The following is a 13,012-nucleotide window of genomic DNA, read 5'->3' as shown; positions in this document are numbered from 1 at the left end:
GCTATCAGGAGGCGAAGGAACATGATACCAATTTAAAAATTGAGTGTAACTGATGGTTTTACAAAACCGGGACATAGAAAGGTATTCCCAATCCAAAATCCAAAATGGTATGACTTTTATTTTCAACTCGAAACTCAAAACTCAACTTGCTTTAGAAGTATGGGGTGGTGTGGAGTGTACGGTTAATCGTGTGGGTGAAGAGTATTTTGACCAAATAGAACGTAATGGTCATGGAACGCGCTTGGAGGATTTGGAATTATTTGCACAATTGGGTATACAGGCAATTCGTTATCCTGTATTATGGGAGCGAATCGCACCTAACGGCTTAAAAAATGCCGATTGGTCTTGGGCGGATGTGCGGTTGGGGAGATTACAAGAACTGGGTATTTGTCCAATTGTGGGATTGGTGCATCATGGTAGTGGTCCACGTTACACCAGTTTAATAGATCCAGAATTTCCAGAGAAATTGGCAGAATTTGCCCGTGCGGTGGCACAACGCTATCCTTGGGTAACACATTACACACCTATTAATGAACCTTTGACGACAGCCCGATTTAGTGGATTGTACGGTCACTGGTATCCTCACGGACAGGATGATTTAACTTTTGGCCGGGCTTTATTGTCGGAATGTCGGGGGGTATGCTTGGCAATGCAGGCTATCCGAGAAGTTAATCCTAGCGCCCAACTCGTGCAAACGGAAGATTTGGGAAAGATTTACAGCACGCCAAAACTAGCTTATCAAGCAGAATTTGAAAATGAGCGTCGCTGGTTGACTTTTGATTTATTATGTGGTCGAATTTCCGCAAATCATCCTATCTGGGGATATCTGCGAAATTGCGGTATTAGTGAAAATGAACTTGACGAATTTTGTCAAAATCCCTGTCCACCGGACATTATTGGTATTAATCATTATATAACGAGCGATCGCTTTTTAGATGAAAATTTAGAAAATTATCCAAATTGGACACATGGTGGTAATGGACAAGATGAATACGCAGATATAGAAGCAGTTCGAGTTTGTGCTGAAGGTGCAGCAGGTCCAAGGACTTTACTACAAGAGGCATGGGAGCGGTATAAAATCCCCTTGGCTGTAACTGAAGTTCATCTCAATTGTACCCGTGAGGAACAACTACGCTGGCTGTGTGAGGTATGGAATGCTGCCCAGGAATTGCGATCGCAGGGTGTAGATGTCCGTGCTGTCACAGCTTGGGCGCTTTTAGGTACTTACGATTGGAATAGTTTGGTAACTCGTTGGGTAGGTAACTATGAGTCTGGTGTATTTGATTTGCGTTCTCCTCAACCAAGAGAAACAGCGATCGCTAAAATTATACGTGATTTAGCCACAGGACGCAATCCCAATCACCCGTTACTTGATATCCCCGGTTGGTGGCATCGTCCAGAACGGTTATTATATCCAGCAGTCAGTTGTGGACTAAATGAGAAAGAGAGAAGCACAAAAGCATCTGAATCTATACTCTCCCCTGCTCCCCTGCTTCCCATCATCCCCTTGCCATAATTGGCGCTAGAGGCACGCCAGGAAAAGCTTTTGCTCGGTTGTGTGAAGTGCGAGGAATACCATACCGTTTACTAACACGGCAAGAAATGGATATTGCCCATCCTGTGGTTGTTGATGAGGTGCTGACTGAGTTACAACCTTGGGCTGTAATCAATGCTGCGGGATATGTGCGGGTGGATGATGCAGAGCGCGAACCAGGAAACTGCCTGCGTGTAAATACAGTAGGTGCAGAAATATTAGCTACTGCTTGCGCTCAACATAATTTGCCGTTGGTGACTTTTTCTTCAGATTTGGTGTTCAATGGGGCTGTGACTCAACCTTATGTAGAAACTGATGCCATCTCTCCTTTAAGTGTATATGGATGTAGTAAAGCTTTAGCAGAAAAGCGGGTATTACAAGCTTGTCCTACATCCTTGATAATTCGCACCAGTGCCTTTTTTAGTCCTTGGGATGAGTATAATTTTGTGACTATTGCTCTGCGTGAACTCAGTGCTGGAGAAGAGTTTTTAGCAGCACAAGATACTATTATTTCCCCAACTTATGTCCCGGATTTAGTTCATGCTAGTCTTGATTTATTAATAGATGGTGAAACCGGATTATGGCATTTAGCTAATAAATGTGAAATTTCCTGGGCAAATTTGGCGCGGTTAGCAGCAAAACAAGCAGGTGTGAGTGTGAAAAGGTTAATTGCTTTGCCTACACGACAACTGGGTTTGATTGCTCCTCGTCCGACTTATAGCGTTCTTGGTAGTAGTCGAGGTGAGTTAATGCCTGGTTTGGAAGATGCTCTTTCTCGATATTGTGAGGAATGGCAATAAAACATTAATTTAATCAGTTGTCTATCTGGCTAATTTTGAAACCCAGTTTTAGTTCTTCTTGCTAAAGACTTAAATAACTTGGGTATATATTTTGTGCAATCAAATCTGCTTTTTCTTGTTCGTTAACAATCACATAATCTATACAATTAGCGTAATCACCATTTTCGAGTTTATTCAGTTCTGTTACCGCAGCTTTCAGACGTATTTTTTGAGGATCTCGTCCATCATTTAATCGTTGTTGGAGTACATCTAAAGATGGAGGCTTGACATAAACACTATAGATTTGATGGGGAAAGTTTTTTTGTAAAATGTCTAAATTTTTGATTAGCCAGTCGAAAATTGGGAAACATCCTTTTTGCAAAGCATTTTCAATCATTACGTTAGATATTCCTGTGCGAAGATTTCCGTATATATTCCGTTAATAGATTAGTATTAGGACAATGTAAGGTTGAAGAAAAGTCAAATGAGATAACAGCAATACCAGAATTAATTAAAGTCTTAGATATAGCTGGATGTTTAGTAACAATTGATGCAATGGATGTCAAAAAGAGATAGTAAAATCAATTGTGGATAAATCAGGTGAATATATTATTGCACTAAAAAAGAGCAAACCTGAAGATAAAGAGACTGTAGAAAATTGGGTAGATTTATTAAATTCTGTGGGTTTAAAAGATATTGCTAATGAACCTGTAACTTCTTGTTGTACAATAAAACCATAAAATTTTTATATCCCCGACTTATTTAATAAATTGGGAATCTAAAATATGATATAGTAACTACTGCGTAGATTAGGCTTATAGCCTGATTTATAGAGATATCTAAACATCAAAAGATGATCCATAAAATTCATCATCTAAAATTTCCTCAATGGTAAAAGGACATAGATGAGGATATTCAGATTCATTAGGAATACGAACTCCAAAAGATGCTAGTTTTCCTTCTTTAATAGCAATATCCTTACCATCTGCATAGGAATCTTCTAAAATTTTGGGTAAATAGGATTGCAGTGAAGGCATTTTCGATAATTGTTTTTTGATGCGTTTACGATGTTCAATCACTGAATTATACCAACTATTTTTCATTGTTTCTGGAGCATCAGCTTGAACTTTTAGCTTTAATAAATGGGCTAATAAAATCATTAAGTTACTCTCTAAAGCATTTTTTTCTGCTTTCCCCAAGTCTTTTAACTCCTCAATCAAATTTACTGTATCTAAAACTGAAAATTCATGGCTTTCTAATTGATTAATTGTTAATTCTAGCCATAAATTAAAGTCTTTTTCATAAAGAGATATACTCATAATTATGCCATCACTAATGAATTTCATACAACCATTATATTGTATTTTGCACAAAGACGCACAAAAAGCAAAGATATAAATTTTTCCTATTCAGTCTTGTGGTGAGAGTATCTTGTCTGGTAAAATTATACTAAACTTATACGAATTAAATCGTATAAACTCTGTAGCTGTTTCAGATATGATAATTTTCAACAAGAATTACAAATTTTATGCCAAATTTTAAAATCTGAAGAAAATTACCCTCATACATTAACCTAAATCCATGAACATTAACAAATCTCAACTATCTCTAGTAACTCTCATTATTACAATTCTATTACCTTTACCTTTGAGTATTACCGCAACTTTATTATAGCAATTCCCATTCAAGTGAGGTACAGAAAGAAAGAATTAACCGCAGATGGATGCAGATAAACACAGATAATTTTGTACTTCATTAGACTGGGAAACGCTATAAACTTAATTCGATAATTAACAACTTACCTAATCAAAGTGATTTAGATAAAAAAGATTGCCAAACAACAACAAGCAACTATTGTTGAATATTCTTTAATTAATCATCCAAGTGTAGCTGAAAATAATCTTTATATATGGGTGATAAAACCAACAGGAGAAGTTAATTTTAAAGAAATTGATTTGAAAGCATGGGAAGAAAAAAACTCAATTAATTTAAACGACTTAGTAAAAAAAGCTAGATCCTCTGTAATTAAAGATAATAGAGGTGGTGAGAAACCAAGTAGTAGATTTAAAATAGGCGATCGCGTAAAATTAAAGGACGATTGGCCTGATGAACCTTCTAGTGTAATTATCGGCAAAAATCCCCAAACTGGAAAATGGATTTTACAAGTTACTCGTACAAGAGATACTTATGAAAGAGCAGAAAGTGAATTAGAGAAAGTCACAAAAGTAGGCTAAATGAGTCTGTTATTGCTCAAAAATCAAGGGAAGCATTTCCACTCTTCTAACTTCTGTTCGTTCAACGAGACTCTGTACGTGAAATGGAACATCTCTACATTTTTTTCCACCAGATGTCTAATAGACATCTGATAGAAATTAAATATACGTTATCCACAACTTTTGTAGAAACGTTCCATACTATGTCTCTACATTTTTCCACCAGGTGTCTAATAAAAACAAAGTGAGGCGCATTCGTTATGAAGTGCGCCTTTTTCAATTTACCTGTTTTCCTTTATGCAGAAACTGGCATTCTGAGATTGACACTCACTGCTTGCAATTCCTTCGCTTTCTCCTCTGGTAACGCATCATTAGCAAACATCCCCGCCGCAAGTTCTGTTCCTGCCAAATACTTCAAGCGATCGCTCGTGCGGTATGGTGGATAAAACTGGGCGTGTAAATGTGCCTCTGGATGTCTTAAACCATCCGTTGGTGCTTGAAACCAAGCCATTAAATAAGGGAAAGGACGATTCCACAAACCATCATATTTGAGAGTGACGGTTTTTAAAGCTTTAGCAAGTCCCCAACGTTGTTCTAGATTTAAATCTGAGAAAGTAGCAACGGGTTGTTTTGGTGCTACCCAAACTTCATAGGGGTAACGCGCACAGACAGGAACGAAAGCGATCGCATCCTCATCTTCATAAATTATCCGTTGCTTGTCAGCAATTTCTTTTTGAATTAAGTCCGCTAATAACCCGCGTTGATGTTCCTGATAATACCGCTGCTGTTGTTCTAACATCCGCTCAGGCACAGGTGGAACAAACGGGTAGGCGTAAATTTGCCCATGGGGATGGTGTAAAGTTACACCAACTTCTACACCTTTATTTTCAAAGGGTAGCACATATTGAATTTGGGGATTTTTACCTAAAACTTCCGTGCGATCGCCCCAAACTTGCAAAATTAAATCCAAGTGTTCCAGTGTCAAAGACGACAGCGAAGCACTAGCATCTTGAGTAAATACCACTACTTCACAAGCCCCATTTGCAGGTACAGTTTCCACAATGCAATCAGGCGGATTTTTTGCCGTTGTGATCATCGAGGGAAAACGGTTCTCGAATACTGCCACATCATATTTACCAACTGGTATTTCCGTGGGCAAATTAGGGTTGCGGCTAGGAGCAAGGGGGTTATATTCTGGGGGTGGTAAGAAAGTCCGCCCTTGACGATGACTCGCATAAGCTACCCATTCACCCCGGAGGGGATGCCAACGTAAATGGGGATTAGCTCGCACTGGCTCATCACTGGGGCTAGTAGCTGTAATCTTTTCAGAAATGGGGCAACGACTATATAAAGTCATTTGCCGTCCATCCGGCTTTAACAAGCTGTGGGAGTACATAATCCTTGTCCTGAAAGAGTAGCAGCACGGATCGCTGCAATGGGAAATTTGGGAGTGCGATCGCCGTACAATAAACCGTTAGCTTCTTGGAATGTATCCGCAAATTGGGTGTAACATAAGCCACAGAACATTTCGATATTATTCACAGTTTCCAGGAGGGCAGCGTACTTCATTTCTAGCTCGGTAATATTGAAGCAACGCTCATATCCCCAAGCTTTATCTGCCTGAGCCTGAGTAGCAGGTGCATAAGCAATGCCACCAAACTCTGTCAGCATGATCGGTTGTCCCTGGTGCGGATAATTGTCTAAGGTGAGGATACGTCCACCAGGACGCTTACGCTCAAACAAATCTGATAACTTCACTTCTGGTCCATAGCGATGAAGCAATTGCTGGGGTTGAGTGTCATAGTCATGAATAGCGAGAATGTCTGTATCTGTACTTTCCCAGCCATCATTACCAATTACCGGACGAGAAGGATCAAGGGTTTTGGTCAAATAATACATCGCCAAAACGTAATTGCGGTGAGCCGCAGTTTCAACTAAATTCGGGACTCCCCAGGATTCATTAAAGGGAACCCAGGCAACAATACACGGGTGGTTAATATCACGGTTGATTACCTCAGTCCACTCATGGGTCATGCGTTCTACAGCTTTATGGGTAAAGCGATAGGCGCTGGGCATCTCTTCCCATACTAACAAGCCTAGAACATCTGCCCAATATAAAAATCGGGGATCTTCAATTTTTTGGTGTTTGCGAACTCCATTAAAACCCATTGCTTTCGCTAGTTCCACATCACGCCGCAAAGCATCATCATCGGGTGCAGTCATGAGGGAATCAGGCCAGTAACCTTGGTCTAGAACTAGCCGTAAATAGTAGGGACGACCATTGAGCATAAAGCGATCGCGCTGGATACTAACCGTCCGCAATGCCGTATAGGATTTGACTGCATCTAGCACTTGGTTGTTATACACCAACTGAATTTCCGCATCAATCAAAGTTGGTCTTTCTGGACTCCACAGTAATTCGTTGCGGTAGTCGTCAATACCAGGATCAGCCAAAGCAATACGGCGGCTCACTTCTCCGTCGAATACTTCGTAAGTATCGTTAGCTAACACCTTACCACCAACGCTCAATTTCACCTTCATTTGCACGCCGGAAACAGGTATATGACCAGCCAACGAAGCAAAACAGCCGATTTCCCAGCGTTCAACGTCAGGAGTCCAACGGATGTGATCTATATAAGTTGTCCCTACACGCTCAACCCAGACAGTCTGCCAAATACCAGTGGTACGCGGATACCAAATACTGTGGGCTTCTAATTGCCAATCTTGTTTACCACGAGGTTTCGCCAGTTCGTGTGGATCATCTTGCGCCCAAACTGTGACTTTAGTTGTACCAGTGTCATTCAAAACAGAAGTAATATCAACAGTAAATGGGGTATGTCCGCCTTCATGTTCAGCCATATATTGGCCGTTTACCCAAACCCGCGCCCGATAATCTACAGCCCCAAAATGTAGCAGAAATCTCCCGTCCCCAACAGGTGTGTCAAATTCTCGCTCATACCAACAATTGGTATGAAATTCTGGATCACCAATCCCACTTTTGGTAGATTCAGGAGCGAAGGGAACTTCTATATGATGAGTCCATTGGCTAAGGTCGCCGGGTTGGGAGCAATTACCTTCATCGTCATAAGCGAATTTCCACTGTCCGTCCAAACTTTGCCAGTTTGAGCGCCGCAGATGCGGACGTGGATATGCTGGATCTCTAAAACTCAAAATCTGCTTATTATCATTTTCAGAGGTGAATTTAACGTCAAAATTCTCGATAGCTAACGATTTCATCTAAAAAATCTTCCCTAGCAACAGAACAAAGTATTTTCGTATTTATTGGTTGAAAACAACCTAATTTAAGAATTTAGAAAGCAAACTGAAAGAGCCTCTCTCAGCGTTAGTGCTGGCAGGTTCAAAATATCATTTATGGACTTCCGACTCGTGACATTATGACACAAATAAACAAAATATTTATCCAGTCATAGCAAAATATTCACTAAAATTTTGACTACTAATGACGCACTTTCCACACTGGGAAATTACGAGAATAAAAAGTAAAACAATAATAAAAACGTAACTATTCAGGGATAAAAGAAGAGAGATAGCCAAATAAATAGGAAAGCTATCAAACTCCTGGAAATATCACTAAATAAAAGCAATTGCATCCAGAGAAAAACCAGAATAAGTAATGCAAAATAAATTGAACATTTTAAAAATCCCTAAATCAATCAATTTTGTAGGGGCAAACCCCCTGTGGTTGCCCCAAATACCGGGGTAGGCACGGGGGCGCTACCCCTACATTAAATCCTTAAAAATGTATTGTCTCTCTTTTCAAGAATTATTCCTAATAATGTTCATGATCTTAAGTATTAATATTTAAATGAATTGGGAATTGGTGTTGTTAATTTAACCATTTTCAACATCTTATTGAAAATGGTTTTTTGTCTTTTTTACACGCTGTGAATAGGTATTTAAATTTTCAGTTTAGCTAAACCCAAATAACGAATACCTTCTGGAGAAACATCAAACCGACATGGTAAGACTTCTAAACCTAATTTAATTGCTTCCCTTAGTAACTGACCATATACAGGATCTGTAGTATCCCCTGGTGCAAACTCTAAACAATCACCTCGGTTAATAAAATACAGCATTACTGACCGACTGGTGGGTAAAACTTCCATTAATTCCCGTAAATGTTTTTGACCTCTAGTTGTTTCTGTATCGGGAAATAATGCTAAACTTGCTTGTGACCAAGTTGTATTTTTTACCTCTAAATAAATTGGCTTTTGTTCAGCACTACCCGTCAGATAAAAATCTACCCGACTTTTCCGATCTTTTCCATAGACGACTTCACTCTTAACCTGCTCATATTCACCCAATTCAGGAAATAAATGTTTCTCCAAAGCTAACTTGATCACCCGATTAGGTAAAGCTGTATTTACACCTACCCAAGTTGTGGCATAATCAGTGACTTGGATTAATTCTAAGGTATAAGCTAATTTGCGCTGGGGATTATCGCTTTTAGAAAGTTGTACAGCACTACCAATAGTAGAAACTCCCGTCATGGGACCTGTATTAGGACAATGGGCTGTTACTAGCTCTCCAGAGTCTAATTGAATATCAGCAAAAAATCGCTTGTAGCGTTTGAGTAAAATTCCCGGATATAGTTGGGGATAATTATAGAGGCAATCAATCATTGTTCTAGATAAGAATTAGACAGTATTAACAATTTCTTCTTTAGTCAGCAGTTTACACTACCTTAATGTATCTTGATTTTTAGGATTGATCGCAAATATTACTCTAAAACTATTGATTGATAATGGGTTTAGTCTTATACGATATGGCTATAACTTATGTGACAACGTAGGAATTATACGCTACACTATCAGCAAGCCTTACGTATAGTTCGTGGTCAAGGCATGAATATCTTATCAGAATCCCCACCTTATGATTACATTGAAGGTGGGGAATTCCGCATTGCATGAAAAAATAATTATTACTAAAAGAAAGTTATGAGTCAAGAATATGAGTATCCACTAAGCTGCAATCTATCAACTGATGGTATGAATAGTAATTATTCTCATTTGTTGGAGTATTTATTAATAGTCACTCAAGACCTTTTTCAGGCTCGTTCCCTCAATAAAATTATGGAAATAGCCCTAGTCGCAGCCCGAAAAATCACAGAATCCGATGGCGCAACTTTTGTACTTCTAGATCATGGCTTCTGTTACTATGCTGAGGAGAATGCTATTGCGCCCCTTTGGAAAGGTCAGCGCGTTCCCCTCAATCACTCTATTGCAGGTTGGGTAATGCTAAATTGTCAGCCTGTCATGATTGCTGATGTATATAGTGATGACAGACTTATTCGTAATTTTTATGAAACTACTTTTGTCAAAAGTATGATGATGGTTTCTCTTTGTAGTCAAAAACCAATGGGTTCTATCGGTACTTATTGGCAAAACTACCATGAACCCAGCATAGAAACATTAAGATTACTACAAACCCTCGCTGATATTACATTGGCAACAATGGCAAATTTCCAGGCATATTCAGAACTAGAGAGACGATTACGCGATCGCACCACAACCCTAGAAACTACTAACATTCTCTTGCAAAAAGAAACGCAAACACGCAAAGTTTTAGAAGCAGAAGTCCGCCTTCTTTCCCTGACAGATGAATTGACAGGAATGCACAACCGCCGCGGCTTTTTTCTGTTAGCTGAACAACAAATTCGGTTAGCCAAGCGATCGCGTACCAATATTAGTATCCTATTTATCGAAATAGAGGGATTCAAAAATATTCAAGATATCTGGGGTCAAGAATATGGTGATGATGCTATCCTGGCCACAGCTAGATTACTAAAACGCATCTGCCGGAATTCTGATACTATAGGACGATTGGAAGAAGCTGAATTTGTAGTGCTGGCGCAGGGTTGTGATCCTGATTGTTACACTATCAAAGAGCGACTAAAAAATGCTCTTAGCCAATTAAATGAAAGTAAACAATACCCCTTTTATCTAGCTATCAACGTAGGTGTTCAAGACTATGAATCTAAGCCGCATCTTCCCCTAGATGATTTGATTACTCTCGCCCAAATTCATGTGTATCAATCACGAAAGGATAATTAAACCACGCACAAAGTCTAATTTACATCAAAAATAGCTGATTTTTGTAGTCAAATTTACGATATTTTTTTCAGAGTTGAATATAATAAACATTAAAATCCTAACCTATCTAAAAAGGTAACAGGATTTACCAATGCAAGGAGAAAAATCCTATGCAAAAAATCTCACGCTATACGGAATTAGAATATGCTTTTCTGTTTACCCTCAGAAAAGTCAACTCCATTAATACTAAAGGTTTTCAGCCATTTTTTGAGGATTTACCAATTGATCCTTATATTAAGGGTAGATATCGTTCCCGCAGGTTATCCCGATTTATAGTTTCTGGAGATGAATTGCTGAAACTTCCACACGGATATTTATTACAAAGTGGAGAATACAATCCCTTATTAGGAAATATTAAAAGGGAGTTTGCAGAATTAGATAATGCACTCATAGAACTGGAAATTTTTAAGAACCTGGTTTTCGCATTTTATGATTTATGTAAATTGCATCCAGAAGCAGAAATTGGTGTTCATCAAATTAGAACCACCTGTTCACCCAATAATTTAGGAAATCCTGCCCCTGAAGGTATTCACCAAGATGGTAGTGATTTTATTGGCATTTTTGCCGTAGGGAGAGATAATATTCAAGGTGGAGAAACCCATTTATATAATGCTAAAAAAACAAAGCCTGTGTTTAATAAAATTCTCCAACCTGGAGAAATAATTTTAGTTAATGACCATGATTTTTTCCATTTTACCACTCCCATAAAACCCCAAAATTCAGGTGTGGGAACTAGAGATGTATTTGTAATTACTTCTCCTAGTTTAATTTCTGATTAACTTTTACAAAACAAGGGAGAACATTTATCAATTCTCAATAGAGGTTTTATTCAATTCACCATTACGCCAAGTATCAGCAATATCTTTAATAAAACTAGCTAGAGGAATAGCAACTAATACACCTAATACACCTCCTAATTTTGCCCCTATTAATAAAGAAATTACCACCCAAACAGGATTTAAACCAGTTAAATTTCCTAAAATACGTGGGGCAATAATATTGGAATTAATTTGGTCAATAGCTACACCTATAGCAGCAACTTCTAACCCCAAACCAAAGTCTTTTAAGGATACTAATAAACTCACAATACCAATACCAATACCTGTTCCAAATGGGAATAGAGAAAATAAACCAATTCCCAATCCAAAAAGAAGTGATAAAGGAATTCGTAAAACTACAAATGCCAATGTGATTGTTACAGCTAAAATAGCACCTAATGTAGCTTGCCCAATGAAATAGTTATTAAAATCTTCCCGGAGTAATTCTCTAACTTTTTTAGCACTTTTAGGAGGAAACCAAAGATAAATTCCATCCCATAACCGTTCACCATTCAAGACTAGATAAATAGTCAGAACTATCGCTATTAGTAAATTAACTAAATTTCCAATCGTATCAAAAGCAAAACCGAGAATTTTCCCCGTAAAAGATTGCAGTTGACTGGATATTTTTCCTAAAATTTCACCCGCTAATCCACTTAAATTTACTGGTAGCTGTTGTGTGGCTGCCCAATTCTGTAAAGCTTCTATTTGTTGAGTTCCAGACTCAATCCAATAGGGAAGAAGATTAGCTAATTCATTCAATTGTTCGAGAATTAGTGGTACTAAAATAACACCTACAGCCCCTAAAAGGATAATAGATAAAAGTAATACGACTACAATCGCTAAACTACGAGGTACTCCACGTTTTTGTAAAAGTTTAATAGGATAATCTAAAACAAAAGCTAAGAGAATAGCTACAGAAATAACGCTAACTAATGGTTGGAAATAGTTAATAAATTGAATTAATAACCATCCGTTGAGAAGAATTACAGGAAAAGCTAATCCTATATTTAGCCATTTTGGTAAATTTTGTAGATTGTTAACTGGTTGCATGGGATTTATTAATAATTTCAATTTTGCTAAATATCTTGAACATTTTCAAGCTTTTCATTAAGTAGAGATGATTCTTCTAGTTTTGATAAAATCTAGCATAATTGTTCTAGGTAAAGTTGCTAGAGGTCTTACTTCTCCTGCATTTGCAGAATAACATTCACCTTTATGGATATCTTCTGGTGTTAACAAATCTAAATCCCAACCCTCAGAAAGTACGAGTTGATTTACTGGTACTAACAATGGTGCTTGAAAGACATGACGAACAACTTTTTCATCGCTATAAAGTCCAAATTTTGTAAAAGAGGTTAACTCATAACCAATCTCTTCCATAATTTCTCGTTTAACTGCTATTTCTGGTGTTTCACCAGGTTCAATATGTCCTCCAAAAAAAGCCCAACAACCAGGAGCTATAATATTAGGAATGTTATCTCTTAGTTGCATTAAAAATTTATTTTCTTGATAGAGAATGGCAATAGCTACATGAACTAATTGATTAGTCATA

The 13,012-nt window shown here is 38.1% G+C and carries 12 protein-coding genes and 1 pseudogene; 6 read left to right on the top strand and 7 right to left on the bottom strand.

Annotated features, from left to right (window positions below; translation table 11 throughout):
• The first annotated feature begins 52 nt into the window (after positions 1–52).
• A complete protein-coding gene (locus tag FJR04_RS26245; RefSeq protein ID WP_254445314.1) occupies positions 53–1,516 on the top strand; it encodes a family 1 glycosylhydrolase in 1,464 nt (487 codons plus the stop codon).
• A gap of 47 nt (positions 1,517–1,563) precedes the next feature.
• Positions 1,564–2,334 (top strand): NAD(P)-dependent oxidoreductase, encoded by a 771-nt coding sequence (locus tag FJR04_RS26240; RefSeq protein ID WP_371718293.1) that lies wholly within the window; start codon positions 1,564–1,566, stop codon positions 2,332–2,334.
• A gap of 61 nt (positions 2,335–2,395) precedes the next feature.
• On the opposite strand, the gene FJR04_RS17955 is transcribed toward FJR04_RS26240, so the two are convergent.
• A complete protein-coding gene (locus FJR04_RS17955) occupies positions 2,396–2,710 on the bottom strand; it encodes a hypothetical protein (RefSeq protein WP_168497247.1) in 315 nt (104 codons plus the stop codon).
• 44 nt (positions 2,711–2,754) lie between these two features.
• Between FJR04_RS17955 and FJR04_RS26670 the strand changes: the two are divergent.
• Positions 2,755–3,053, top strand: a pseudogene (locus FJR04_RS26670) (ISAs1 family transposase); the annotation flags it as partial.
• A gap of 99 nt (positions 3,054–3,152) precedes the next feature.
• On the opposite strand, the gene FJR04_RS17945 reads toward FJR04_RS26670, so the two are convergent.
• Positions 3,153–3,659, bottom strand: a complete 507-nt coding sequence (locus FJR04_RS17945; protein WP_371418228.1) for a DUF29 domain-containing protein — start codon at positions 3,657–3,659, stop codon at positions 3,153–3,155.
• 567 nt (positions 3,660–4,226) lie between these two features.
• Between FJR04_RS17945 and FJR04_RS17940 the strand changes: the two genes are divergently transcribed.
• Positions 4,227–4,547, top strand: coding sequence for a hypothetical protein (locus FJR04_RS17940; protein WP_168497244.1), 321 nt, complete (start codon positions 4,227–4,229; stop codon positions 4,545–4,547).
• Between the two features lie 274 nt (positions 4,548–4,821).
• On the opposite strand, the gene galT is transcribed toward FJR04_RS17940, so the two are convergent.
• From galT to sfsA, 3 genes are all read right to left on the bottom strand, one after another.
• The gene (galT, locus tag FJR04_RS17935) at positions 4,822–5,922 is read right to left on the bottom strand and encodes a galactose-1-phosphate uridylyltransferase (RefSeq protein WP_168497242.1); all 1,101 of its coding nucleotides are present in this window, start codon (positions 5,920–5,922) and stop codon (positions 4,822–4,824) included.
• Positions 5,901–7,763 (bottom strand): glycoside hydrolase family 2 protein, encoded by a 1,863-nt coding sequence (locus FJR04_RS17930; RefSeq protein WP_168497241.1) that lies wholly within the window; start codon positions 7,761–7,763, stop codon positions 5,901–5,903. Before FJR04_RS17930 ends, galT begins: the two co-directional genes overlap by 22 nt.
• 680 nt (positions 7,764–8,443) lie before the next feature.
• Positions 8,444–9,169: a DNA/RNA nuclease SfsA gene (sfsA, locus tag FJR04_RS17925; RefSeq protein WP_168497239.1), complete on the bottom strand. Its 726-nt coding sequence runs from the start codon at positions 9,167–9,169 to the stop codon at positions 8,444–8,446.
• Positions 9,170–9,484: 315 nt separating this feature from the next.
• On the opposite strand from sfsA, the gene FJR04_RS17920 reads away from it, so the two are divergent.
• Positions 9,485–10,600 (top strand): diguanylate cyclase domain-containing protein, encoded by a 1,116-nt coding sequence (locus FJR04_RS17920; protein WP_168497237.1) that lies wholly within the window; start codon positions 9,485–9,487, stop codon positions 10,598–10,600.
• Between the two features lie 149 nt (positions 10,601–10,749).
• Positions 10,750–11,418, top strand: a complete 669-nt coding sequence (locus tag FJR04_RS17915) for a 2OG-Fe dioxygenase family protein (protein ID WP_168497235.1) — start codon at positions 10,750–10,752, stop codon at positions 11,416–11,418.
• A 27-nt stretch (positions 11,419–11,445) separates the two neighbouring features.
• Here the strand turns inward: FJR04_RS17915 and FJR04_RS17910 are convergent, their stop codons facing one another.
• Positions 11,446–12,510, bottom strand: a complete 1,065-nt coding sequence (locus tag FJR04_RS17910) for an AI-2E family transporter (protein WP_168497233.1) — start codon at positions 12,508–12,510, stop codon at positions 11,446–11,448.
• A gap of 57 nt (positions 12,511–12,567) precedes the next feature.
• Entirely contained in the window at positions 12,568–13,011 is a 444-nt protein-coding gene (locus FJR04_RS17905) for an NUDIX hydrolase (protein WP_168497231.1), read from the bottom strand.
• Between the last annotated feature and the right edge of the window lies 1 nt (position 13,012).

It is taken from the genome of Anabaena sp. UHCC 0204, assembly GCF_009711975.1.
GTDB lineage: Bacteria > Cyanobacteriota > Cyanobacteriia > Cyanobacteriales > Nostocaceae > Dolichospermum.
The sequence above is the reverse complement of the archived record's forward strand: the minus strand, read 5'-3'. Positions and strand labels throughout refer to the sequence as shown.